20 protein-coding genes, 1 pseudogene and 1 riboswitch are annotated in these 25,903 nt (G+C 54.0%); of the genes and pseudogenes, 12 read left to right on the top strand and 9 right to left on the bottom strand.

Annotated features, from left to right (window positions below):
- Positions 1–157 precede the first annotated feature (157 nt).
- The 3 genes from MKZ07_RS25640 to MKZ07_RS25630 all read right to left on the bottom strand — a co-directional run bounded on the left by MKZ07_RS25640 (position 158) and on the right by MKZ07_RS25630 (position 3,574).
- Positions 158–2,611 carry a heavy metal translocating P-type ATPase gene (locus MKZ07_RS25640; RefSeq protein ID WP_036699018.1) on the bottom strand — a complete coding sequence of 818 codons (2,454 nt, stop codon included), beginning with the start codon at positions 2,609–2,611 and terminating at the stop codon, positions 158–160.
- 118 nt (positions 2,612–2,729) lie between these two features.
- Positions 2,730–2,930 (bottom strand): copper ion binding protein, encoded by a 201-nt coding sequence (locus MKZ07_RS25635; protein ID WP_036699020.1) that lies wholly within the window; start codon positions 2,928–2,930, stop codon positions 2,730–2,732.
- 365 nt (positions 2,931–3,295) lie between these two features.
- Positions 3,296–3,574 (bottom strand): metal-sensitive transcriptional regulator, encoded by a 279-nt coding sequence (locus MKZ07_RS25630; protein WP_235218520.1) that lies wholly within the window; start codon positions 3,572–3,574, stop codon positions 3,296–3,298.
- A gap of 335 nt (positions 3,575–3,909) precedes the next feature.
- Between MKZ07_RS25630 and MKZ07_RS25625 the strand changes: the two genes are divergently transcribed.
- The 4 genes and pseudogenes from MKZ07_RS25625 to MKZ07_RS25610 all read left to right on the top strand — a co-directional run bounded on the left by MKZ07_RS25625 (position 3,910) and on the right by MKZ07_RS25610 (position 7,443).
- Positions 3,910–5,430, top strand: a complete 1,521-nt coding sequence (locus MKZ07_RS25625) for an MDR family MFS transporter (RefSeq protein ID WP_036699026.1) — start codon at positions 3,910–3,912, stop codon at positions 5,428–5,430.
- Complete coding sequence (locus MKZ07_RS25620; protein ID WP_327196393.1) at positions 5,408–5,998, top strand: PadR family transcriptional regulator; 591 nt, start codon at positions 5,408–5,410, stop codon at positions 5,996–5,998. Before MKZ07_RS25625 ends, MKZ07_RS25620 begins: the two co-directional genes overlap by 23 nt.
- Positions 5,999–6,227: 229 nt before the next feature.
- A complete protein-coding gene (locus MKZ07_RS25615) occupies positions 6,228–6,440 on the top strand; it encodes a hypothetical protein (protein ID WP_036699028.1) in 213 nt (70 codons plus the stop codon).
- Positions 6,441–6,505: 65 nt separating this feature from the next.
- Positions 6,506–7,443: pseudogene (locus tag MKZ07_RS25610) on the top strand (aldo/keto reductase).
- A 456-nt stretch (positions 7,444–7,899) separates the two neighbouring features.
- Here MKZ07_RS25610 and MKZ07_RS25605 read toward each other — a convergent pair.
- Entirely contained in the window at positions 7,900–9,132 is a 1,233-nt protein-coding gene (locus tag MKZ07_RS25605; RefSeq protein ID WP_076162511.1) for an IS110 family transposase, read from the bottom strand.
- A gap of 967 nt (positions 9,133–10,099) precedes the next feature.
- Between MKZ07_RS25605 and MKZ07_RS25600 the strand changes: the two genes are divergently transcribed.
- From MKZ07_RS25600 to MKZ07_RS25580, 5 genes are all read left to right on the top strand, one after another.
- Positions 10,100–11,416 carry a hypothetical protein gene (locus tag MKZ07_RS25600; protein ID WP_036695624.1) on the top strand — a complete coding sequence of 439 codons (1,317 nt, stop codon included), beginning with the start codon at positions 10,100–10,102 and terminating at the stop codon, positions 11,414–11,416.
- A 1-nt stretch (position 11,417) separates the two neighbouring features.
- Entirely contained in the window at positions 11,418–12,017 is a 600-nt protein-coding gene (sipW, locus tag MKZ07_RS25595; RefSeq protein WP_036695623.1) for a signal peptidase I SipW, read from the top strand.
- Positions 12,018–12,121: 104 nt separating this feature from the next.
- The gene (locus MKZ07_RS25590; protein WP_036695622.1) at positions 12,122–12,718 is read left to right on the top strand and encodes a TasA family protein; all 597 of its coding nucleotides are present in this window, start codon (positions 12,122–12,124) and stop codon (positions 12,716–12,718) included.
- 39 nt (positions 12,719–12,757) lie between these two features.
- Positions 12,758–13,348, top strand: a complete 591-nt coding sequence (locus MKZ07_RS25585; protein ID WP_036695621.1) for a TasA family protein — start codon at positions 12,758–12,760, stop codon at positions 13,346–13,348.
- A 267-nt stretch (positions 13,349–13,615) separates the two neighbouring features.
- Entirely contained in the window at positions 13,616–13,948 is a 333-nt protein-coding gene (locus tag MKZ07_RS25580; RefSeq protein ID WP_036695620.1) for a helix-turn-helix domain-containing protein, read from the top strand.
- A 146-nt stretch (positions 13,949–14,094) separates the two neighbouring features.
- On the opposite strand, the gene MKZ07_RS25575 is transcribed toward MKZ07_RS25580, so the two are convergent.
- Positions 14,095–14,238 (bottom strand): anti-repressor SinI family protein, encoded by a 144-nt coding sequence (locus tag MKZ07_RS25575; protein WP_143803895.1) that lies wholly within the window; start codon positions 14,236–14,238, stop codon positions 14,095–14,097.
- Between the two features lie 34 nt (positions 14,239–14,272).
- Positions 14,273–14,376: riboswitch (cyclic di-GMP riboswitch) on the bottom strand.
- A gap of 496 nt (positions 14,377–14,872) precedes the next feature.
- Between MKZ07_RS25575 and MKZ07_RS25570 the strand changes: the two genes are divergently transcribed.
- The gene (locus MKZ07_RS25570; protein WP_341028438.1) at positions 14,873–17,740 is read left to right on the top strand and encodes a 2-oxoglutarate dehydrogenase E1 component; all 2,868 of its coding nucleotides are present in this window, start codon (positions 14,873–14,875) and stop codon (positions 17,738–17,740) included.
- Between the two features lie 59 nt (positions 17,741–17,799).
- The gene (gene odhB / locus MKZ07_RS25565; RefSeq protein ID WP_036695618.1) at positions 17,800–19,107 is read left to right on the top strand and encodes a 2-oxoglutarate dehydrogenase complex dihydrolipoyllysine-residue succinyltransferase; all 1,308 of its coding nucleotides are present in this window, start codon (positions 17,800–17,802) and stop codon (positions 19,105–19,107) included.
- A 603-nt stretch (positions 19,108–19,710) separates the two neighbouring features.
- Here the strand turns inward: odhB and MKZ07_RS25560 are convergent.
- The 3 genes from MKZ07_RS25560 to MKZ07_RS25550 all read right to left on the bottom strand — a co-directional run bounded on the left by MKZ07_RS25560 (position 19,711) and on the right by MKZ07_RS25550 (position 23,416).
- On the bottom strand, positions 19,711–20,961 hold the full coding sequence (locus tag MKZ07_RS25560) for an L-lactate MFS transporter (protein WP_036695617.1): 1,251 nt from the start codon (positions 20,959–20,961) through the stop codon (positions 19,711–19,713).
- 122 nt (positions 20,962–21,083) lie between these two features.
- Positions 21,084–21,815, bottom strand: coding sequence for a LytR/AlgR family response regulator transcription factor (locus tag MKZ07_RS25555; protein ID WP_036695616.1), 732 nt, complete (start codon positions 21,813–21,815; stop codon positions 21,084–21,086).
- The gene (locus tag MKZ07_RS25550; RefSeq protein WP_200869210.1) at positions 21,812–23,416 is read right to left on the bottom strand and encodes a sensor histidine kinase; all 1,605 of its coding nucleotides are present in this window, start codon (positions 23,414–23,416) and stop codon (positions 21,812–21,814) included. The genes MKZ07_RS25555 and MKZ07_RS25550 overlap by 4 nt, the downstream gene beginning before the upstream one ends.
- 561 nt (positions 23,417–23,977) lie before the next feature.
- Here MKZ07_RS25550 and MKZ07_RS25545 point away from each other — a divergent pair.
- On the top strand, positions 23,978–24,205 hold the full coding sequence (locus MKZ07_RS25545) for a hypothetical protein (RefSeq protein ID WP_036695615.1): 228 nt from the start codon (positions 23,978–23,980) through the stop codon (positions 24,203–24,205).
- Positions 24,206–24,311: 106 nt separating this feature from the next.
- Here MKZ07_RS25545 and MKZ07_RS25540 read toward each other — a convergent pair whose 3' ends face one another.
- On the bottom strand, positions 24,312–25,829 hold the full coding sequence (locus MKZ07_RS25540; protein ID WP_341028432.1) for a methyl-accepting chemotaxis protein: 1,518 nt from the start codon (positions 25,827–25,829) through the stop codon (positions 24,312–24,314).
- Positions 25,830–25,903 lie beyond the last annotated feature (74 nt).

Below are 25,903 nucleotides of genomic sequence, written 5' to 3'. Positions count from 1 at the left end.
AGATTGAATTCGCCTAGAAGGATAAGTTATCGTGTGAAACATATAACTTCTTAATATTCTAAAATAAAGAATCGCCGGCAGATACACACCGGCGATTCTTTGCGTTGCGGCCTTCTGTCCGTCCGGACGAATCCGGCTGCGGATGGCCGCATCATTCTTACAGCTTGACGCGCTGTAAACGCAGCGCGTTCAGTACAACAGATACCGAGCTGAAGGCCATCGCGGCTCCGGCCAGCCAGGGCGCCAAGAAGCCGAGCGCCGCAATCGGGATGCCGAGCGTGTTGTAGGCCAGCGCCCAGAACAGATTCTGCCTGATATTGCGCATGGTCTTGCGGCTCATCAGGATCGCATCCGGGATGCTCATCAGATCGCCGCGCATCAGCGTGATGTCCGCCGCCTCCATCGCTACATCGGTGCCGGTGCCGATCGCCATGCCCGTATCCGCGGTTGCCAGCGCCGGAGCATCGTTGATGCCGTCACCGACCATTGCTACCTTGACTCCGCCGCTCTGGAGCCTGCGGATCTCTTCCGCCTTGCCCTCAGGCAGCACCTCCGCCAGAACCGTGCGGATGCCCGCCTGATCCGCAATCGCCTGGGCCGTAATCTTGTTGTCTCCGGTAATCATGATAACCTCAATACCCATAGCATGCAGCCGGGCTACTGCCTCGCGTGAGGTATCCTTAATCGTGTCAGCCACGGCAATCACTCCCGCTACCGCATCCTCCACGGCTACCAGCATCGCTGTTTTACCCTCTTGCTCAAGCCGGGTCATGATCCCTGTCCACGGCTCGATATCCAGCCCGTTCTCCACCATCATCCGCCGTGTGCCTACGCTTACCTTCTGGCCGTCCACTACCGCCGACACCCCGCGGCCTGGTACCGCCTCGAACTGGCCCGCAGGCGGCAGGTCGATTCCTCTACCCTGTGCTCCAGCCACAATGGCCTCCGCCAGCGGATGCTCCGAGAGCTTCTCCGCAGCCGCTGTTATGGCCAGCAGCCGGTTCTCGCCAAGCACCCGGCCTTGCGCAGCTATTGCGGTAGTTGCTACAATATCGGTCAATACAGGCTTGCCGTTGGTCACGGTCCCGGTCTTATCCACGACAACCACCTTCACGCCCTTCGCAGCTTCCAGATGCTCCCCGCCCTTGAACAGGATGCCGAACTCGGCGGCCCGGCCGGACCCGGCCATAATGGAGGTTGGCGTCGCCAGTCCCAGTGCGCAAGGACAGGCGATGACAAGCACCGCAATGGCTTTTTCCAGGGCCTCTGCAAACTGCCCCGGCGCTCCCCAGATATACCAGACCCCGAAGGTTACAGCAGCAATACCAATCACAATCGGCACGAAGATCCCGGAGATGACATCAGCAATCCGCTGGATCGGTGCCTTCGAGCCCTGCGCTTCCTCCACGACTCTAATGATATGTGCCAGCGCCGTATCACGGCCGACCTTACGGGCTTTAACCCGCAGCATTCCGTTCTTGTTCATCGTAGCTCCGATAACAGAATCCCCCGGCTTTTTCTCCACCGGGATACTCTCGCCTGTGAGCATGGATTCATCGACGGAGGACAACCCCTCAACGACTTCACCGTCTACAGGCACCTTCGTGCCGGGCTTCACCAGCACAATATCGCCGATCACTACATCCTCCACGGGAATGCTCAGCTCCGCGCCGTCACGCAGCACCAGTGCAGTCTTGGCCTGAAGCCCCATCAGGCTGCGGATCGCATCCGACGAACGCCCCTTGGCCAGCGCTTCTAACCACTTGCCTACGAGAATTAACGTGATCAGAACCGCACTGGTCTCGAAGTACAGCTCCACGGTGTGGTGCATCCCGCTCATTTTCAGAGAATCAATCGTCAGGTATAAGCTGTAAAAATACGCCGCAGAGGTACCCAGCACCACCAGCACATCCATGTTGGCACTGCCATTCTTCAGCGCCTTATAGGCGCTGACATAGAACTGCCAGCCGATCACGAACTGAACCGGGGTCGCCAGCACAAGCTGGAACCAGGGATTCATGAATAGCTCAGGCGTCCAGATCCAGGTTGTGAACGAGAAGTGGCCCGCCATGGCCCAGAGCAGCGGGAGAGACAACAACGCGGAGATCATCCACTTATTCCGCTTGCGTGTAATCTCTTCACTGCGCTGCTCCGCGATATCCTTCCGGTCCTGCTTAAGTGACGCCTTATAGCCGATGCTGCTCACCTTATCCATAATCTCGGCTGTACTGACATTGCCCGGCGAATATTCCACATGCGCAGTCTCCAGCGCCAGGTTGACATTCACAGCCGCGATCCCCGGCATCCGTCCCAGCACCTTCTCAATGCGCGCCGAGCAGGCGGCACAGGTCATGCCGGTAATATCGAAATCCGCCGACTCCTTCAGCGTATCGTAGCCAAGGGAGCGGATCTTCTCCTCGATCTGCGGCACATCCATAACCGCCGGGTCGAAGCCCACCGTAGCCTGCTCCAGTGCCAGATTGACATTCGCCCGGGATACCCCCTCCATGCGAGACAAGCCCTTCTCAATCCGCGCCGCACAGGCGGAGCAGGTCATGCCGGTAATCTGCAGCGTTGCCTGCTGCGGGGCGGCCTCTGTACTCTTTTCCATCCTCATGCACCTCCACATACCCCCAAGGGGTATATTTATCTTGAAAAGAAAAGGCATTGGCGCCCGGCCCTGTACCCCAGGGTTCCCTGCTCCAAGCCCTTATATTACAAACCTTAGCTTACACTACGTCGTAGCCCTGATCTTCAATAGCGGCCTTGATCTTATCCAGGCTTACCGCATTCTCATCGAATTCAACCGCCACCGTCTTCGCCGGCAGATCCACCTTCGCTGCAGCGCCTACACCGCTCACAGCCTTCTCTACAGCACTTACACAATGACCGCAGGACATTCCTTCAACATTCAGTGTTACGTTCGACATTTGAATAACCTCCTAATTATTGTTGGTACACGCTTAATTTGTGTTCATATTCTACAGCCGGATATATAGATTGTTCCGTGAGGAAGGGGTAGCTGTGCTTGATTGTACTTTATACAACAGATGCCGGATAAATCAGCCTCTGAGTGGAATCTATTGTATTTTGTACATTAGTTTTTCTGCTTTTAGGCACTTTCACCTTATTTCCCTGACTTCAATTGTACGGAATACAATAGAATGGATATTTTAATCGTTAAGCAGGAATTCTATTGCACAAAGTACAATCAGACCCTTGGTCGTTATTCTTTTTTCTTCCTCACCACAGCCTGGAGAATTCGAACTATTAAATCCCATACAAAGCACAACCTTTATTTCATCAGCTTGTTCACCGTAACCAGCAGTTCGTCAATCACCTCATGCTCACCGGCTTCGATCCGTTCGATAATGCAGCTCTTCATATGGCCTTCAAGCAGCAGCTTGCCCACACTGTTCAGGGCCGCCTGCACCGCCGCCAGCTGATTCAGCACATCATCACAGTAGGTATCCCGTTCAATCATGCCTTTGACTCCGCGGATCTGCCCTTCAATCCGGTTCAGCCGGGTCGTCAGCCCATTCTTGAATTCCGGGGAATGATGACTCTTACGCACACCGGAAGCAGTAGAATGGCAGGCTTCTGCACAATCCTGTCCGGCAGGGTCCTTCTCATTTGTAGACACAGGAATCAGCCTCCTTATTACCAATATAATATACCCCCCATGGGTATGTCAAGACCTCAGGTGACAAGCAGCCTTTTTCCCTCCTCCAGATACTTTGCCCTATTGCAGCAGGAATAAAGGACCGGCAGATAAGGAATACCAAGTACACGCATGCAAGTTCCCAGCAGATCCCAACCTGTATGTCCTCTTTAAAAAAACAATTGCCACCCTATTCAAATTTGACTATAATGAAATTCCATTGAATTTTAAACATAAAGGAGCTTAACATGCACAGCAAAGAAAGTAATCTCAAGCTCGTCATTGTCGGACTGCTGCTCGGTATTCTGATGTCAGCCATGGATAACACCATTGTTGCCGCAGCTATGGGCACGATTGTCTCCGACCTCGGGGGACTGGATAAAATCGTCTGGGTCACCTCCGCCTACATGGTCATGGTTATGGCCGGAACCCCAATCTTCGGCAAATTGTCCGATATGTACGGACGCAAACGGTTTTTCATCTTCGGGCTTATCGTGTTCCTGATCGGCTCCGCCCTGTGCGGAACGTCGGCGAGCATTACCCAGCTCAGTATTTACCGTGCGATACAAGGGATTGGCGGCGGAGCACTCATGCCGATTGCCTTCACGATTGTCTTTGACATCTTCCCGCCTGAGAAACGAGGTAAGCTCACCGGACTCTTCGGTGCTGTCTTCGGAATCTCCAGTGTGATTGGGCCTCTGCTTGGTGCGTATATCACCGAATATGTGAGCTGGAACTGGATTTTCTATATTAACCTGCCCATCGGGATTGTCTCGTTCTTCCTTATTATGACCTCCTACAAGGAATCCATCACGCATTCCAAGCAACGGATTGACTGGGGCGGCGCGTTCACCCTGGTGGCAGGTATCATCTGCCTGATGTTCGCCCTGGAGCTTGGCGGTAACCAGTATGCCTGGGATTCTGCGGCCATTCTCGGACTGTTCGCTGCGTTCGCCGTGCTTCTGATCGCCTTCATTATCATTGAAAAATTCGCGGCAGAGCCGGTCATCTCTTTCGCCATGTTCCGGCAGCGCCTGTTCGCAACCAGCAGTATACTTGGCTTGTTCTATGGTTCAGCATTCATCGTAGCAACGGTATATATCCCAATATACGTCCAGGGGGTATACGGCGGCTCCGCCACCAATTCCGGCCTGATCCTGATGCCAATGATGATCGGTACCGTAATCGGCAGCCAGTCCGGCGGTCTGCTTACCACCAAAACGAGCTTCCGCAACATCATGCTGCTGTCAGCAGTCTGCTTCGTGGGGGGGATCTACTCCCTCAGCACCTTGACCCCGGAGACCCCCCGGATGGCGCTTAATGCCTTCATGGCGCTGACCGGCTTCGGTGTGGGCTTCTCCTTCTCCGTGCTCAGCCTGTCTTCGATCCAGCATTTCGACATGCGCCAGCGCGGTTCGGCAACGTCCACCAGTACCTTCATGCGCTCGCTCGGGATGACGCTGGGGATTACAATCTTCGGCATTATCCAGCGCAACCACTTCGCCTCCGAGCTGAGCACAGCCTTCGGAGACAGCGGTCAGGCCGCTTCCTTCGGCGACCCGCGTTCCGCGTTAACACCCGAGGCGAGAGCGCAGATTCCGCCGCCTGTCCTGGAGAAAATCACGAACTCACTGTCTTCATCGATCTCGCATACCTTCTTGTGGGCCATCGTTCCGGCGGTGCTTACGGTGGTCTTCGTCCTGTTGATGCCGAAGGACCGTCTGCTGCCGCAGGGCAGCCAGCACGGTGCAAATCAAGGTCAGCGGTAAGCCCATGCCGATGAAGCTGCTGATTCTGGGACTTTTGCTGGAGCGGAATATGCATCCCTACGAGATTACCCTGGTCATGAAGGAACGCTCTATGGATCAAGTCATCAAGCTTCAGACCGGTTCCTTATATTACGCCGTGGACAAACTGGCCGCAGGCGGCCACATCGAGGCGGTGGAGATCATTCACAGCCCGGACCGGCCGGATAAGACCATCTACCGCATTACGGATAAAGGCAAAGAATTGATGGAGCAGCTCATTCTCCAGCAGATTAAGAAAAGTGATCCGCCGTATCATCCGCTGTACATGGCCCTGGCCCTCGCGCGTCATATCGACCAGGGCAAGGTGGCGAAGCTGCTGGAGGAACGCATCCGGGAGGCGGAGCATCAGGTGAATTATGCCTATCAAGTATACGAGGAGCATATCTCCATCGTGCCCCGCTCGGTGCTGCATATGATGTACGGCAGATATGAACATAGCCAGACCGAGCTGAAATGGCTGAAGCGCCTGTATGAGGATGTAGCCGTCCGCAGACTGGATGATATCGGCAGACCGATTATCGGAGACTAATAAAATACCTATGAACCAGGGGGATTGTCTATTCTGCCGTTACCGGCAGCAGGCAGTCCCTTTGGTGTCTGGAGTACGTCCTCGTATCGCGGATTTCAGCCGCTGTAACTGTTTAGCGAAGACAATATGTGTTTATGTAGGGAGCAAACCGCCGGCGAGCGGCTTAGGCAACTGGACTGAATGCCAACCCCCGCCTGACGGATACTCTGGAAAGGGAAGTGAAGCCGCTATGAGCGATGACAAAAAGCCGATCAGAGACGAGCGTGACCACCCGGAGCAATACCCTACAGATAAGCCCAGCCTGTTCGATGTAGATGAGAGCCAGCAGCATGTGGACCCGATACCCGTAGAGGACCTGACACTCGAGAAAGAGGAAGAGAAGGATAAAGAGACCACGAAGCACCGTTCCTCCAGCGACAAGCGATACCACACCGGGTTCTAAAGGTGTAGGCTTGTCCGGTAGCATAACCGGAGCATTCTCAAGCTGAATACTATGGAGGGATCACTTTGCTGAAGGCGTTACCCCTTAACCAGCGCGGCATACCTGCCAGCCGTATCGCGCTGGGCTGCATGGGACTGGGAGGAGGCTGGGACCGCGAACCGGTCACCGCTGCGAATATGAAGCAGGGGCATGAGGCGCTGGATGAAGCGCTGTCGATAGGTATTAATTTTTTTGACCATGCGGATATCTATACCCGGGGCAAAGCGGAGAAGAGGACATCCTGCTTCAGTCGAAATGCGGCATCAAGCTGATGGAGCCAGGCGAACTCTCTAATAGCTTCGACCTCTCCAGGGAGCACATTCTGTCCAGTGTTGATGGAACTCTCACACGGCTGGGCACAGAGTATATTGATATTCTGCTGTTGCACCGCCCCGATCCGTTAATGGACCCCGAAGAGGTGGCGGAAGCGCTGCATCAGCTCAAGGCCTCCGGCAAGGTGCGCCACTTCGGCGTCTCCAACATGAGCGCCGCCCAGATCCAGCTGTTACAGACTTATTGCGACGAGCCGTTCATAGTCAATCAGCTGCATATGAGCCTGTCCAAAATCAGCTGGGTCGACACCGTACTCGGCGTGAACCGCGACCCGTGGAAGGACATTACGTTCCCGGAGGGCACCATGGAGTATTGCCGTGCCGGGAACATCCAGCTACAGGCCTGGGGCCCGCTGGCCCAGGGACTCTTCAGCGGACGGCCGCTTGACGGCCAGCCGGACAATGTTGTGAATACAGCGGCCATGGTACGGAGACTTGCTGACGAGAAGGCTACGACACCCGAGGCTATCGTCCTGGCTTGGCTGATGACGCATCCCGCAGCTATTCAGCCCGTCATCGGCACTGTGAATCCGCAGCGGATATCCGCCTGTGCAGGCGCAGACCAGCTGGAGCTATCCCGCAAGGAATGGTATGAGCTGTACATCACCTCGCGCGGGGAGAAACTTCCTTGAGTTTGTATTATATTGGGAATTTCGTGAAGGAACAGGTTCAGCGAATTCGGACATTTTCATAAAACTAGCGGAGAGGGGCTGTCCTAAAAACCATGAAATGGCTGCTTAGGACAGCCCTTTATTGCGGAGTAGAGTCAACGTGAGCACTTGAGTGGACGCTCCGCTGTTTAAGTGGTAACGAAACACCCAATCATAAGAGAATATCATTTGAATTCTCTTCCACAACAGAGAAAGCAGCGATTCTCCATTAACGGAAGTATCGCTGCTTTTGGGACAACCCCTTCTTTGCCAACGAATACACTAACCCATTCGTTTAGCCGACTGGTGCAGCATCCGAATTGTGTTCGGTTTAATACGAAAATAAAAATATCGGAAAATGCGCCGCAGACTGGGTTTTTGACAAAAAAAGACCCACCACCCCAAAAAAACGTTTCGTTTTTTTTGAAAAAGGGAAGACTATGGGATAGGATTCAATTGAACACTATATCCTAACTGCTGGATATATTTCACGTACCTATCTAACGTGTTTTTCTTGGACGTCTCATCGCCTAGTGAGACGTCTATTTCTTGGTATGACCTCTTCTCCCGCATCAGGGCATGGAGGATTCGAATCAGCAAATGCGCGGTGGCGACGTTTGCTTTTTTATCGCCTCGTCTCTTTCGAATTCGTCGAAAGAATTGTCCGATCCGGTTCGAGGAGCGAGAGTTTGCCCAAGCCGCCTGACACAAGGCCCCTTTCAGATGCTTGTTCCCTTGCATCGTTTTTGACTTTCTTCGCTTTCCAGCGCTTTCGTTGTTCCCTGGACACACCCCCGCCCATGAAGCAAACTGCGCATCACTCGGGAACATTTCCGCGACATGCGGCCCCACTTCGGCAAAGATGGTCACGGCAGACGTCCGCTCAATTCCTGGAATGGAGTCAATTTGTTCAATCTTCTCCAGGTACGGTTCTGCCTTCGCCTCGATTCGAGCTTCCAGTTCCGTGATCCTTTTCTCCAAATAGACCAAGTGGTCCCAGTGGTCTCGAATCATCTCGCGATGATGACGGCGCAACTTGCCATTGAGCGCGTCTAGCAACTGCGGAACTTTCTTTTTTAAACGGGTTTTGACCAGGTTCTTAACGGTCCCTTCGTCGATGACCTCGCCGTCCATGATCTTCTGGAGCAGGCCCCGCCCTGAAACCCCATATAGATCGGACATAAAGGTGGTTAGCTTGATGTTGGCATCCTGCAGGATTTTGTGAATGCGGTTTTTCTCCGCCGTCACCGCCTGCACCATCTTACTCCGGTAACGGGTCAAGTCTCGCAAATCCCGGATGTCCTGTTCGGGCACCATACTGCCTTCAATGAGCCCGCAACGGTGCAATTGCGCTAACCAGCGCGCATCTTGCATGTCACTTTTTCGACCCGGCGTATTCTTTACCCGCTGGGCGTTGGCCAAGACCAGATCACAACTGCCCTCTAAGATGTTCCATACCGGTTTCCATAACACGCCCGTGCTCTCCATCACCACCTCCCGGCAGCCGTGTTCACTCAGCCAATCTTGCAGGCCTAGCAATTCTTTGGTTGTCGTCCCAAAGGTTTTCAGGTGACATTGTGGTTTCTGTTCGATCGGTCCTTTCAACACGCAGGCCACAACGGTTTCCTGGTGCACGTCCAGACCGGCACAACACATACGTACAGCATCCATTCCAACCATCCTCCAGCGTCAGTTTACAAATCATGCGCTCGAGTGAGTGTAATTTAATACACGTACTTTTGGGGCTACAATAGGCGATGCTCGAAAAGCGCAATAGAACGGTTTTTCGCACGGGGTGTATCCCAGTAACCGTTTCCGCCCTTTGATTTGTATATGTAGTGTTGACGACTACAGCCTCATTTAGAATGGTTGCGACGGATGCCACCCACTTATTTTCATTCCTGGGGGTGACAAGGCCTCCGTCTTGTCATGCCTGTTGTCATGCCTGTTTTTCGCTTACATTTGGCCCACACGTCTCCGCCTGACCGATTGTATTCGGTTTTCGCTTACATTGGGCCCTATTCTTCACCCCGCCCACTTTCGCCCCATCCAGGTGCACTTATGCTCCTCATTTACGCTCCCCGCCCACTTTTGCCCCATCCTGGTGCACTTATACTCCTCATTTACGCTCCCCGCCGACTTTCGCCCCATCCAGGTGCACTTATGCTCCTCATTTACGCTCCCCGCCGACTTTTGCCCCATTCAGGTGCACTTGTGCTCCTCATTCCCGTTCCCCGCCCACTTTTGCCCATCCAGGTGCACTTGTGCTCTTCATTTCCGCTCCCAGCCGACTTTCGCCCCATCCAGGTGCACTTATGCTCTTCATTTCCGCTCGCCGCCAACTTCCTGCACTTAACACCTATTTACTTCATCACCCCCTCGCTTTTCTACTCGCCTCACTCCGTTCCTCACACTCACTCCAGCCATTCGTTCTTTATAAAGAACATTTGTGAAAAACAGCGATACCCGCAGCTATAGCGAGATATCCCATCCAATTCGTACTTTATTGCGAACATTTCGCTGAAATTAACATTTTTCTTTTCCAAGCGGTGCAGTGTATGATTTGCTTACGATATCGTTCTTTATAAAGAACGAATATAACGAATAACTCATTAGCAAGTTGAGAGGGGGCTTAGCTATGTACCCCAGATCTGCCAAGCGGCGCAAACGAAAAACCAGGAAGCTCGGCCTGCGGATTCTGCAATCGGGTATGGCCGTATCTGTGCTACTGATGTACACCTCGGGCCAGATCGGCAGCACCTATGGAGAGTTCAACACCTCCCAGGAGCAGATCAGCTCCATCGGGCTGTGCTCAGTATTCCCGGGTCAGATTGAACAGCTGTTGTCCGAATTCAGCGGTCACATAAGCACCCTCATGGAGCTGAAAGCTTCCCTTGGCAGCCATAGCATCAGTGGAGTGTATGACGCCTCAATCGCTACCGGAGAGCTATCGCTCGCAGAGCTTGATCAGGCTGCGGACGAACTCTCGTCGCAGCTCACTCAAGCTGGCAGCGAGATCGATCTGCTGGAGAAGCAACTGAGCTTCAACGGGACGGTCTGGCAACAAATCCTGCAGGAAATTGGCTATGCAGCGGCCATTCTGCACAAGCTCGGAGGGTATATGGTGAATCTCGACCCTAACTGTCTGGAAATCCGTGATGCACAGTTCTTCGACCAGATTCAAGAGAGTCTTCATCAAAGCGGGATTCTGTCGGAATCGCTGGCGGAGACGTTAAGCGGAATTGTGCAATACCTTGGCTCGATTCATGATATCGGCGGATCATTGCCCACTGGCAATCCTGACCGCGTCTTACTCCGGCAGGATGACTACAGCTTCCCTGCTGAAGAGCCTATCCTCTCGTTCGTAACCAGCGCCTATCAGGCAGATTCGCAGGTATCCCCCGCGCTGCTGGCCGCGTATGAGCAGTTGAATACCGAATTAACGGCGTCCAAGGATACACTGTCCTCCACAATCCACACCTTGCAGGAACGGCTGGCAGAAATCGCTGACGCCAAGACGGCCCTTGAGGACAAGGCGAAGGCACAGCAAGAGGAAGAGGAACGACTGGCGCTTGAAAAGGCCAATAAAGCCAGAGCGGAGGAAGCCGAGCGGCTCGCCATAGAGAAGCAGAAAGCTGCTGACGAAGCGCTGAAGCTGGAGCATGAACAAGCCCAGAACCAGCCGCCTGCCACCAGTCCTCCTGACAAAAGCCAGCCGGTAGAGGAGCCCGCTCCCGAAGCTCCTGTACAGAACACCCCAGTCCCAACAGCTTCAGCAGCTGAGGTTATTGCTCCAGCAGCCACTCCGGCGCCTGAGATTCTTTTACCGGAAGCGGCTCCAGATCATGAACCCGGCAGCGAAATTCCAATTCCGGGCACTGTGATGGACGGCGGGCAACCTGCTCCTGCAGCTACACCGGCTCCACAACCCGATACCAGCAAAGGCGGCGAATAAGATGCGCATCCGTAAAATAGCGGGCACGATAATCTCCACACTAATTCTGATGGTGTTCCTGGTGCTGATCACAGCCGTTGTGATCTCCAAAGCCTCCGGCGGCGAGCCCTCTTTCTTCGGCTACCAGATCAAGACGGTATTATCCGGCTCCATGGAGCCCGGCATACAGACCGGTTCCATTGTGGCCATTAAGCCGGGCGGAGACATGAGCCGTTTCCAGAAGGGTGATGTGATCACTTTTTTGAATCCCGATAATATTCTGATCACCCACCGCGTGGTCGATGCTGAGCTGAACAGTGCTCTGGGGGAAGCCAGCTACACCACCAAGGGCGACAATAATGATTCAGCCGACACCGCCGCCGTCAGTTCCACGAATGTGGTAGGTGAGTACACCGGCGTGACCGTCCCCTATGTGGGCTATGCCATGAGCTTCGCAGTCTCCAAAGCCGGAAGCGTAGTGCTGATGATTATTCCCGGACTGCTTCTGCTCCTCTACGCGCTGTATTCTTCCTGGAAGGCCGTTGCGGCACTTGAAAAGAAGAACGTCTCGTCTTCCGCAAACAACGGCGGCGGGCCGGATACTGTGACTGACCTCGTATAATGATCAATTGTCCTCTCCCGTTTACGAAACGCGGAGCCACAATACAGCTTGCCGGAAGCCCCGGCTATGCACAAACCAGACTCATAAGAGAGAGGGATGAACAAATGAACGTCAAAAAAACATTAGGTCTCGGCGTTGTATCGGCAGCATTAGGCTTGACCCTGGTCGGCGGAGGCACCTTCGCTTACTTCAGCAGCACCTCTACTACCTCATCTTCTTTTAACAACGGAACTTTATCACTGAAGTCTGATCCCTCTGTCATTGTTAATCTCAGCAACCTCAAGCCGGGAGACAGCATCTTAAGAGATTTCAAGCTTATAAATGACGGGACGCTTAACATTCCGAAAGTAGTGCTGCGCACCTCATCGGTCATTACAGACGCTCTGGGAGACAACGGCTCCCATAATTTCAAGGATGATATTATTGTGACCTTCCTCGCGAACAAGGATAAGCAAGAAGCGCCGCTTCTGGTCATCTCGCTGGCCGATTTGGAGAAGCAGAGTCCCGATCTGGTGGCCCGGGGAATTCTCGGAGCGATCCTGGGCGGAGAGAAGTCCGGCATTAAAGCCGGAACCTCCGATAATCTGCTCATTCAATTCGCCTTCAAGGAGACTCTCCAGCCGCAGAACTATTATCAGGGCGATACGCTTGCGCTGACGCTGAATTTTGAAGCCAACCAGGAAAAAGGCAGTCTCAAATAATTTACCAACAAAACAAACCATTCGAGGAGGAAATTAATCATGGGTATCAAAAAAACATTGGGTCTTGGCGTAGCATCAGCAGCACTGGGTTTGTCTTTAATCGGCGGGGGCACGTTCGCTTACTTCAGCTCCACAGCCACCAGCACGGCAACCTTCGCCGCAGGTACGCTGAAGCTTGGCTCTTCCTTCAATACTCCGGTAGCGTTGACGAATCTGAAGCCGGGAGACTATACCGTCCGCACCTTCACCTTGTCCAATGACGGCACACTGGATATCAAATTCCTCAAGCTTGCCACCACTTACACCGTGACCGATGCCAAGGGCGATAACGCAGGCCAGGATCTCGGAGACCACTTCAAGGTCAAGCTCCTCGATAATTCATACACCGGCGGTTCATTAAGCGGTCATGTGCTGTCCGAGATCTCCCTGAAGGATCTGAAAAACACCCCCAGCTACGATCTCGTAGCAGCAGGTATACTGCCGGGAGGGATTGCCGCAGCCGGGTCCAAGACCTTCAAGATCGCCTTCGAGTTCGTGGACAATACGCTCGATCAGAATATTTTCCAGGGTGACGGCTTAGCATTGAACTGGACCTTCGATGCACTTCAAGGAGTGGGAGAAGCCAAGTAGGCCAAAGCTGCATTTATCGATCAAGAACGGCATATCCTCCCCCATCCGGGCCGGGTATGCCGTTTCCTTTTCCCCGCTTCCGGGTTCAAGGATTTTTGTCCGATTTGCAGATTTTTGTTATACTGACAAGTGGAAACGGCTTTGTCTTCTTTTTAAAGAGCGGCACCGTTTCTGCGAGAAAGATAGGGCTACGGTATAGCGCGAAGCATATCACTTCTTATCTTTTACCAAAAAAGTACGGAGGGCGTTGTAATCGTGTCAGATACTATGGGAAGCCGCATCCACAAACTCCGGCTGGAGAAGGGCTATTCGCTATCCGAGCTTGCGGATAAGGCTGATGTGGCGAAATCATACCTCAGTAATGTGGAACGGAATATTCAATCCAACCCCTCCATTCAATTCATCGAAAAAATCGCAGACGCGCTTCAGGTATCCATTCATGTACTGCTGTATGGCGGACTGGCAGAGACGGAAGAACAGGCACTGGACGGGGAATGGTTCCGGCTGGTTCAGGAGGCTATGGCCTCCGGTATAAGCAAACGCGAATTCAAGGAATTCCTCGATTACCAGAAATGGCGCATGGAACAAAAGGACAACTAGACGTAGCATCGTATGCCTCAAGGAAGACTCCGCACGGCAGGGAGGCCGCCTTCGGCGAGGGCATTCTTTCAAGCGGCATACAGAAAAGGCACAGCGTACCGGACGCTGTGCCTTTTCTGTATGTATCCTAACAATGATGACCGCCCTTACATCGCCTGGAGTGCCTTTTCACTTAGAAACCGGCGGATATCCTCCGCCGCGATCCCCGCCTGCTTGGCAGACATCAGCAAGTGCACCCATTCTAAATCCAGATCTACTGCCTGCAGCTCGTCATTCCCCTGGTTGGACATATCCAAGAAATCTCCTCCTAGAATTTTCGCGTCCCCAGGCAGTCCGGCCATCATAGTAGTATTGCTACTTTGTAGTATCTCTACGTTAGATCCGAGACTTTGTGCCCCTGTCTTTCGGCAGGTTTACCTTTTACTGGACCCTTTCCATCATGAAAGGATCTGGCAAGAATCGATGAAACCGTTCTCCGCAATAACATTATACAAGATCATACGCGATTAGTGTGTCGTTTTCTGGAATTTTTTTATGATAAAATGTGAGGAAACTTAGCTGAAATTGCCAGCGGCTTGTATAAATATTTCCAGTTCCAAGTTCAAACCCTAAGTAATAGTTTAATTATGCTAAAGGGAACTCTAACTACTCCGCTTTACCGCACCACGCAACATCGTATAGAGACAATTACCCATCTGTATAGATAACGGACAGTGATATGGATTTATTTCTATTTATGATAGTTCCGTATGAATACTGTAATGAATCATGCCGAATTGCGAACGGATTGACCGAAAGTATGAATTGATTACCCCGCCGGAAAGTAGCACAATAGGATGAGAATGAAACCGCAAACATTTGCAGCTCCGCCAAGTGGCACACTGGATGCCTCGCGTGGAGTTTATCCGTTAGGAGGACCTATTCATGGCAGTCAAAGAGCCCTATAACGACACAGTATGGAGCAAATACTACGGCCCCAATCTGGGCTACATCCAAGAAAGATATGAGCAATTTGTCAAGGACCCCTCTTCTGTTGAACAACATTACCGCGATCTCTTCACCGTATCCGGCCCCCCTCCACTGGCACCCGATGCCGAGAGGGCTCCAAGGCCTGCCGTATCAGCAGATGCCGAGTGGCTCAAGAAGGCTGTCAAGGCCTCGAAGCTGATCGCCAATATTCGAATATATGGCCATATGGCCGCAGACATTGACCCGCTGGAGCGCAGCAAGAACCCGATGGCCAAATGGCTGGAGCTGGAGACCTACGAGCTTACCCGCGAGGATCTTAATGCTCTGCCCGCTTCGCTGATCTGGGATAATGCCCCTGCAGATGTGCATACCGCGATGGATGCCGTCCACAGAATGCGTCAGGCCTATACCCAGACCATTGCCTATGAATTCGGGCATGTGCATGATGAACGCGAGCTGCGCTGGCTCAACAGCCAGGCGGAATCGATGACCTCCCCTGCCCCGCTGAATAATACAGAGCGCAAAGAGCTGCTGAAGCGGCTGGTTCAGGTGGAGCATTTCGAGACCTTCCTGCACAAGACCTTCGTCGGCCAAAAGCGGTTCAGCCTGGAGGGCAATGATGCCCTCGTGCCGATGCTGGATGAGATTGTGCGGGCCGCCGCGCATGACGGCGCAGAGCATATCCTGATGGGCATGGCCCACCGCGGAAGACTTAATGTGCTGGCTCATATTCTGGGCAAGCCTTATGATATTATTTTCTCGGAATTCCATCATTCGCCGAACAAGGAACTGTTCCCTTCGGAAGGCTCCATGGGCGTGACCTACGGCTGGAGCGGTGATGTGAAGTATCATCTCGGGGCTGACCGTGCCGTCCGCGAAGGCGAGACCGTGCGCACCCGGATCACACTGGCCAATAACCCGAGCCATCTTGAATTCGTTAACCCTGTCGTCGAGGGCTTCACACGCGCCGCACAGGAAGAGCGCAACGATCCGGGACTGCCTAAGCTGAACACAAGCAAGGCCATGGCTGTGCTGATGCACGGCGATGCCGCCTTCCCTGGAGAGGGCATTGTCGCTGAGACGCTTAATATCGGCAAATTGCAGGGTTATCAGAATGGCGGCACCGTGCATATTATCGTCAATAACCGGATCGGATTCACCACAGAGAGCGAGGATTCCCGCTCCACCCATTATGCCAGCGACTTGGCCAAAGGGTATGAGATTCCGGTCGTGCATGTCAATGCCGATGACCCGGAAGCCTGCATTGCCGCAGTACGTCTGGCCAGTGCTTACCGCCATATGTTCAAGAAGGACTTCCTGATTGATCTGATCGGCTACCGCCGCCACGGGCATAATGAAATGGATGATCCTGAGACCACCCAGCCGATTGTGTACGGCAAAGTGCGTAACCACCCTACTGTGTACCGCGCTTATGCAGAACGCCTGGAGCGCGAGAAGGTAATTACAGCAGATGATCTGAAGAACATGATTGCCGAGGCAGAGAGCGTCCTCCAGCAGGCCTTTGACCAGATGAAGGAAGGCAAGCACAAGAATGCGGAGTCCAAAACCGCCGTCGCGCTGGATAACGACAGTCCCCAGCAGCGTCCGACTGCCTTCCCTCTTGCCGGTCTGCAGGAGATTAACCGTGAGCTGCTGCGCGTACCGGCCGGCTTCAAGGTCTATCCGAAGCTGGAACGGATTCTGCAGCGCCGCAAGGATGCGCTGAATGACGGAGAGCGGGTAGACTGGGCGCTGGCAGAGACACTTGCCTTCGCTACCATCCTGAAGGATGGCACGCCGATCCGCCTCAGCGGACAGGATGCACAGCGCGGCACGTTCGCCCACCGTCATCTGGTGCTGCATGACAGCGAGAACGGGGAACTCTATGCTCCGCTGCATCAGCTGAGTGATGCCGGCGCTTCATTCGGCGTCTACAACAGTCCGCTGTCCGAGGCCTCTGTCCTTGGCTTCGAATATGGTTATAATGTGTTCGCACCGGAGACCTTCGTCATCTGGGAGGCTCAATACGGCGACTTCGCCAATGCCGCTCAGGTCATTATTGACCAGTTCATTTCCGCCGGCCGCGCCAAGTGGACGCAGCGCAGCAATCTGACGATCCTGCTGCCTCACGGCTATGAAGGCCAAGGACCAGAGCATTCCAGCGGCCGAATGGAACGGTTCCTCCAGCTCTCCGCTGAGGAGAACTGGACTGTAGCCAACCTGACCACTGCTGCTCAGTATTTCCATCTGCTCCGCCGTCAGGCCGCACTCTGCGGACAACCGGATGCCCGGCCGCTGGTGATCATGGCGCCGAAGAGCCTGATCCGTAACACGCGCAGCACCTCAGCCGGAGCTGACCTCGCTTCGGGCACCTTCCAGCCGGTTCTTCCCGAGCCGCTGCTCGGCAGTAAGCTGGAAGCCGTGAAGCGCCTCGTGGTATGCAGCGGCAAGGTGGCCATCGACCTGCAGACGGAGCTGGAAGCAACGCGCGGACAGGACTTCTCCTGGCTGCACATTTTGCGCATGGAACAGCTCTATCCGTTCCCGGAACGCGAGCTTGGCGCTCACCTTAGCAGCTTCAGCTCGCTGGAGGAAATCGTCTGGGTACAGGAAGAACCGAAGAATATGGGCGGGTGGACGTATGCCGAATCCCGGCTGCGCGCCATCGCACCGCAGAAGGTCACTGTCCAGTACATCGGCCGTCCGGACCGTTCCAGCCCGGCCAGCGGCTATGCAGATGTCCATAGCTTCGAGCAGCGGCGCATTGTCCGGGAAGCCCTGAAATTGAATGCTACAGTGCAAGCACCTGTACCGTCTTCCTGAGTACAGCAAGGCGGTCATCCGATATTACGCACACCACTATATTTGGGGAGGTACGGCCTGTGTCCGAGATAAAAGTACCCGATTTGGGCGAATCGATTTCCGAAGGAACGATCTACAAATGGCTGGTTAAAGAGGGCGACACTGTCGGCCAGGGGGATGTGCTTGCCGAGCTTGAGACCGATAAGGTCAATCTGGAGATCAGTGCGGAGGAGGACGGCGTCATCTCCTCCATCCTGCGCCAGGCGGGCGAGAACGTTGCCGTTGGCGAAGCCATCGGCATCATCGGCAGCGCCGCCGGTGCAGGCGCTGCCAGCAAGCCGGCAGCAGACAGCGCTCCGCAGGGCGGCAGCGCGCCTGCTGCTGCCGCAAGTGCCGCAGCGGCTGAACCGGCCGCTGCTGTAACGGCTCCAGCCGCCGCCGAAGGTGCGGCGGCAGGCACTGCGGCCCTGGCTTCGCCGGGGGCGCGCAAGCTGGCACGGGAGCGGGGCATCGACCTCGGCGAGGTCAGTGCCCGCGACCCTATCGGCCGGATCGGTCAGGCCGATGTGGATGGTCATGGCGCAGCGGGGCCGCAGGCCGCTGCGCCAGCGGCTCCGGCTGCGCGGCCGGAGCCGGCGAAGCCCGCGCCGCCGGCAGCGGGCAAGGCGCCGCACGCCGAGGACGGCAAAGCCACCGAGCGCAAGCGCATGTCGCGGCGGCGGCTGACGATTGCCAGCCGCCTGGTCGAAGCGCAGCAGACGGCCGCGATGCTGACCACCTTCAATGAGGTGGACATGACCGCCATTCTCGACATCCGCAAGCGCCGCAAGGATGCCTTCAAGGAGAAGCACGAGGTCGGACTCGGCTTCATGTCCTTCTTCACCAAGGCCGTCATCGGCGCGCTCAAGGCTTACCCGATGCTGAATGCCGAGATCGACGGGGAAGATCTCCTGCTGAAGAAATATTATGACATCGGCATTGCCGTAGCTGCCAAGGAAGGCCTGGTTGTACCGGTCGTCCGCGATGCCGACCGGCTTAGCTTCCCTGAGATCGAGCGGCGGATCGGCGAGCTGGCCTCCAAGGCGCGCGCCAATACGCTCAGCCTGCCGGAGCTACAGGGTGGAACCTTCACCATCACGAACGGCGGAGTGTTCGGCTCCCTGCTGTCCACACCGATCCTCAATACCCCGCAGGTCGGCATTCTCGGCATGCACAAAATCCAGCTGCGCCCCATCGCGCTGGATGAGGAGCGCACGGCCAACCGTCCGATGATGTACATCGCCTTGTCCTACGATCACCGGATCGTGGACGGATCAGAAGCGGTCAGCTTCCTGGTCAGAGTCAAGGAATTGCTGGAGGACCCGGAATCCCTGCTGCTGGAAGGCTAAGTCTCCGGCCACACAGTTTCTCCATCCGCTTATCTGATAACAAGTGGAAACGGCTTTGCCGTCCTTTTGAAGGACGGTACCGTTTCAGCGAGAAATAGAAGGATAATGTATAGCGTGAAACATATAAATTCTTATATTTACACAAAGGCACCCGGCGGAGCGTAACCCTACGCTTCCCGGATGCTTTTTTTCATATCCGCTGACTCCGCTATCCCCGCTCATACCAACATGCGCCTGTTCTCGGCAGCCCACGCACCTCCGCCGCGCTGAATGTAGTCGGTTTTTCGATTACATTTGGCCTTCGCGGCACGTCCGGGCCAATTGTGATCGGTTTTTCGATTACATTCGGCCTTCGCGGCGCACCCAGTCCAATTGTGATCGGTTTGCTGAATTAAGTACGGACGACATTCTATAATAGTCACACTGCTCATTTTCATGCTGGATTTGTGTCTCGAAAGATAGGTTTGTGTTCGACCATGAAAAAAAGACATCCCCCACCCGCTTACACAAGCGTAGGACATCTCTTCTCCGAACTATTCTCTTTGTCTATAGTACTCTTATCTGTCTATAGTACTTCTCAAGCCGACACAAGTCGATATATGGTTAAGCCGAATTCCGTGAAGGCTTCAGGCTCATTCCCTTAGCTGTAGCCGCTCTGGCTACCGGAGGCTTCAGCGAAACCGCCAGGATGCAAGCCACAATACACAGCAGCCCGATGATGTTAAAAGTGGGCTTGAACCCGCCGAGGAAGGCGGCGATGAACGAACCGGACAGCGCGCCGATCCCGAAGCCCTGATAGATAATGCCGTAGTTCTTGCTGTGATTCTTCAGGCCGAAGAAGTCACTGACGATCGCCGGGAAGACGGTAATGTTACCGCCGAAGCAGAAGGCGATGGCCGCCACACAGGCGAAGAACAGGCCATAGCTCAGCGTGGCATAGCTGAGGGTAAACATCGCCACAGCTGTTACCGCCAGCGTGATACTAATCAGCTTGGTCCGGCTTACCCGGTCGGATAATGCGCCAAGAATCAGGCGTCCGGCAGTATTAAAAATAGCGATCATCGCTACAGCATTCGCCGCCGTCGCCACATCCATACCTGCCAGCTGCACACCGATATCCTTTACGATACCGATCAGATACAGGCCGCTCATGCAGGCGGTGAAGAAGATTACGAACAGCAGGTATGCTTCCTTCGTGCGGAGCATTTCTTTTACCGTATAATCCTTAGGCAGAAGTTCAGCCCCGGAGGCGGCCAGCTTCGGATTTCCCTTGACAGGCGCAGCCACCGGAGCCTCCCGGACCAGCAGCGAGCCGATGAGGATCATCGTCATAACTATAAGGCCCCAGTATAGAAAAGCATTCGACACCCCCGCCGATTCAATCAGGCCGCCGTTGATGTATTTGAAGATCAGGCTGCCCGTTCCGTATGCACCCACGGACACCCCGGAGATCAGTCCCTTATTCTTCGGGAACCACTTCATCAGGTTGGACAGCGAAGTAATATACGCCGTTCCGTCCGCATACCCGACTACTACACCAGCCAACAGGTAGAACATCGGCAGGGAACTGGCCTGCGAGCTTAGAATCAGCCCCAGCCCCAGCAGTATGCCTGAAGCTGCGGTCAGTCTGCGGAGACCGAACCGGTCCTGCAGCTTGCCTGCGAACAGTGTGGCGAAGGCCAAGGCAAAGCTGGTAATAGAAAACGTTATCGAAACTGAGCTAAGCTCAAAACCAAATGTACTCACAAGATGTGCATTGAACAGGCTCCAGGTGTAGATGGTACCGAGTCCCATTTGCATAATTACTGTACCTAGTACGATGAGCCACCGTTTACTGGCTGTATCCGTTATCATCAGAATTCCCTCTTTCTCGCTGAAGTCGCTTCAAGGCTTACTTTGCCTCTTCATTGTAGCGAAAGGGGCTCCTTCTGAGAGAAATCCGGAATGAGATGACACTGACAGGGAATGAACTGCCGTTAGAGACGCATAATCTGCCTGAATTCCTTCACCTTACTACGGCTGACGGGTACCTCGACATTCAGATCACGCAGCCGGAGCAGATAGGTATTGTTGAACCAGGGGATGATTTCCTTGATTTTGGACAGATTGACCAGATAGGAGCGGTGGCAGCGGAAGAACTGCTCCTGCGGCAGGCGGGTATGGAATTCGCTGATACTTAGAGCCATGCTGTATTCCTCCCCCTTGGTGATCACACTCGTTGTTTTCTCCTGCGCCGAAGCATAATAGATCTCGTCTGCATTGACGACGATAATCTTTTCATTTTTCCACAGATTGACCTTATCGCTGCCCAGCTTCACCGGTCCCTCTTCCCCCTGGCGGCTCCCGCCCATGATGGCACCTTCCAGCTTCTGCAGCATTGCTCTGATCCGCGTCTCGCTGTAAGGCTTCAGAATATAGTCGAACGCTTCAATCTCGAACGCCTCGGCAGCATGCTCCTTATAGGCTGTAATGAACACAATATACGGCTTGACCGCGAACCGGCTGATATTATGGGCCAGCAGCACCCCATCAATTGAAGGGATATTGATATCCAGGAAAATCACATCCACCGTATCCGTCTGCAGATACTTCAGCGCATCCAGCCCGTCCTCGAATTCCGCTGCAATCTTGATCCGGCTGTGGGTCTGAATCAGATACGTAAGCTCCTGTCTTGCCAGCACTTCATCCTCGACAATGATCGCTCTCATCGCTGCTCCTTTATCACATCAAAATATATTTCCGTCCCCTTAGCCAGCCGCCGGATGATCAGACCTGTACCATAGATCAGCTTGATGCGCTGGTGCACGTTGTTGAGGCCGATTTTGTTGCCTTCCATGCTTCCGCTGTAGACCTTCGCAATCGTCTCTTCACTGATCCCCGCTCCGGTATCGGCAATTCGCACCCTTACACTGTCTCCGTGGTCCTTGACCGAGATGTCCACAGTTCCGTTCCCCTTCCCCTTCAAAATCCCGTGGATAATCGCATTCTCCACCAGCGGCTGAATGACCAGACTCGGAATGCGTACCGCCACCTCATCTATATCGTACAGAACACTCAGGCGGCTGCCGAAGCGGGCCTTCTCAATCTCCACATAATGCTGCACCTGCTGCAGCTCGCGCCGGATATCTATAGACTCATCGGTCAGCTCCAGATTATACCGCATGTACCCCGACAGATTGACGATCAGCTCGCGCGCCTTGTCCGGGTCGATCCGGATCGAGGAAATAATCGCATTCAGCGCATTGAACAGAAAATGGGGGTTGATGCTGGTCTGCAGCGCCTTCAGCTCGGCCTTGTTGGCCATCTCCTTGATCCCCTCGACCCTTGAGACCTCCATCAGTGTGGAGATGATCTGTGACAGCCCTACAGCCATAGCCTGGAGGGAATAGGTGATTTTATGCGCGTGGGTATAGTAGATCTTGAGTGATCCCGTCACCTCCCCCTTCTCCTTCAGCGGAATAATGATCAGCGAGCGGATGTCCCGGTTCATGTACTCGGTATCGTCGTCACGGATGGTAATCTCCCCGCTGCTCAGCGTCTGCTTCGTCTCCTCACTGATGATCTCATTAGCTTCGGCATAATATTCTTCCCCGACACCCACGTAGGCCAGAATGACTCTGGTATCGGTAATGGCCACCGCATCCGCCCCGATATCCTTCTGGATGATTCCGCAGATGGTACGCAGGGACTCGGGATTAATACTGCGGAAATACGGAAGCGTCTTATTGGCAATATCCAGCGCCAGCTTGGACTGCTTCGCGGCAATCCGTTCCTTCTCCCCTTCTACACTCTGCACAAGCGTAACAATCAGTCCGGCACAGATCTGCCCCATTATCATCGGAAAAGCAATCTTGGACACAATGTCCACCCCCAGCGAATGGGGATCAGCCATCACCAGAATCAGCGCCATCGTCAATGCCTCACAGGCCATTCCGGCGGCAATGGCAGCGATCCAGCGCCGTTCAGGCGAAGTGCGCCGGTAAATGATCCCGGATACCACACCCGCTGTAATGCTGGTAATCAGACACGGGAGCGAGGTGACCCCGCCGATATCGATCAGGAAGCGGTGTACGCCTGAGATGATCCCGGTAATCAGCCCGACCCAAGGGCCGAACAGAATCCCCCCGGCTATAATGGCGATAATCCGCACATTGACCAGAGACCCCTCCACATTAATTCCGCTGTAGGTTCCGAAGATGGCGAACAGGCTGAAGATGACCGTGACAATCGCCAGCTCCTGCGGCGCATGAACCCCTTTGGCAAAAATCTCCTTGAACCTCGGCACCCGGCTCAGGACGAACAGACACATCAGCAGCAGCGCTGCCCGCTCAAACAATTGCAGCAAAATACTCAGATTATATTGCACACTCACGCCTCCATAGGACAAGCTATCGGTCCATTATAAGTTGGGATAATGGTTATAGCAATCTGCGCAGCGGCCTCTAATGGTTGAGGTAATCCTATTGGATTTCCAAACCGGGCATGTCTGTTCCCTCGGTATAAAAGCCCTTCTATTGCGGAAAATTAACTATTATCGTATGGTTTCTTTAAAGGAGTGATAGCTTGTGCGTCTAGCTTTTTGGATTGTATTTGCCTTTGTTGGCATTTTGATCTTTTGGATAGTTGGCGGCTTAATTGGCCGTAACAAACGAAAGTAATCTATAGGGGCTATAACAGCCCCTCAAAATAACTGCTGCACCTTTTCTTCGGACTGCGCATCAACACTAAGAATCTTGATGTTTAAACTTCTAATAGCTATAAGAACGGGCTAGTTACCACAACTAACTTGGCAAACATACGTCTATTTATGGGACAGTAAGTTCAACAATGTAGGATTAGTAAAAAGTATCTTTAGTGAGGAAGATTAATTATGGGAATTAATGGGGATTTATCCCTTCTTCTTAGTTTCATTGCGTTAATTGCGGCTATGTTTATTTCATCGCTTATCGGACTTATCTTTGGGATTATCAGTATTGTAATGAGTTTGATACTAATGAAGACTGAGAAAAAGAAACACTTGATTGCAATAACAATCAGTACAAGTGCAATATTAATTCCAATAGTACTGGCATTAACTCTAGCGACCTCACTTCAATGAAATTTTAGCCGCTGTCCGTCCAACAGTAGTTTAACGACACAGCTTAACTCCATTTATAGGGAAGGCCTCTTTCTACTGCACAGTTTGCGTCCATTATTCAATGCCTCTAAACTGCCAGATCAATTCCGACCACACCCACAATTTCCCCGTCGCCGTTCGTAATTGCTCTGGAGAGGGTGATGCAGGAACGCTTGGTAATGGCCGAGACATACGGCTGCGAGACGTACTGCCCTTCCGCCATCGCTCCGTTCCACCAGTCACGGCGTTTCGCATTCAGCAGCCCGGCCGCAGGCTCGGAGTAAATGAAGGTGCCATCTGTCCGGTTGGACCAGATGGCCTGCACATCCGGCACCTTATGCTTGCAGGCTGTAAGAACTCTGCCATGGATATCCGCATCCGCTGCACACATCTCCTGCTTGGCTGCTATCTCCTGAAGCACCGCCTGCATTTCCTCAAGCCGCGCCGAATATTGGCCCAGCTCAATGACTTTGCGATCGGCAATGCCGTTCACCGACTGCTGCAGGGTCTGAGATTCCAGCAGCAGGCTCGCGCTGATCTCATTAAGCTGCCCGATCTGTGTGCGCTGGCGGGTTACCTGCTCCAGGGTCAGGTCTACGCCTGCTATGGTCTCATTAACAATTCCCACTGCACCGCTTAGTTCGCCGGTCACCTCTTCAATCAGTCTGCTCTGCCGCTCGGCCGCAGCCGCTGACTCCGTAACTATGACCCCAACTTCCTCCACCCGGGCCGAGATATCCCCCAGGCGCTGCTTCACCTTCGCCACTTCATTCACGCCATGCGCAACCGCTGTCTGCTCCTTCGTGACCGACTCCAGCACCTGCCGCACTCCGTGATTGAGATCCAGCAGCACCGCCGTAGAACGCTCCACCGAATCCCGGCTCTGATCGGCCAGCTGCCTGATCCGGCCTGCGACCACAGCGAACCCCCGGCCCGATTCCCCCGCCCGCGCAGCTTCAATCGAGGCATTCAGCGCCAGCAGCGAAGTCTCATTGCCGATGCCTACGATCAGGGCGTTCATCTCCTCCACCAGCGCAATATGTCCGCTTAGCACGGTGAATTTGCTCAGCATATCTCCGCTCTGCTCCTGCAATTCCTCCATGACCTCATCGGTATTCTTCAGGGAATCCACCATCCCCGTCATCCCTGTACGCGCTGCCTGCATCGCCGCACTCAGCCGCCCGGTCAGCTCTCCAATCTGTCCGGTAACCGCTGCCACTCCGCCCATCCTGGCAAAAGCCCCCTCAATATTAGCCTTCGCCTCATTGCTCCGGGTCTGCAGCTCCACCTCATAGGCATGCGAATAGTCCGCTGTCTGCTGAAGCCCTTCGGTATGACGGGTAATCTCCTCCAGAGCACCATGCAGCCGGTCCGTGGTGACGACAATTTCATTGCCCAGCAGCTCCACCTTGCTCCGGGCTTCTGCCAGTTGCCCGGCTCCGGCCACTCCGCCCCGGCGGATATTCAGCGCAATCCCGGCAAGCGCCGCCATCAGCAGCAGATAGACAACCTTATGTACCCAGTACATCTCCATCCATAACCCATACATCCCCACACCCAGCAGCAAAATAATAACGATAGCGGCCTTGCTCCGGCGAACTCCCATTCTGCACGTTCACTCCACTCTATCATGTTATGTATTCTAACATTATATCAGCAGAGTTAAATTAGGGAAACCAC

The sequence above is a fragment of the Paenibacillus sp. FSL P4-0338 genome (assembly GCF_038002365.1).
In the GTDB taxonomy this organism is placed as follows: domain Bacteria; phylum Bacillota; class Bacilli; order Paenibacillales; family Paenibacillaceae; genus Paenibacillus_AQ.
The sequence above is the reverse complement of the archived record's forward strand: the minus strand, read 5'-3'. Positions and strand labels throughout refer to the sequence as shown.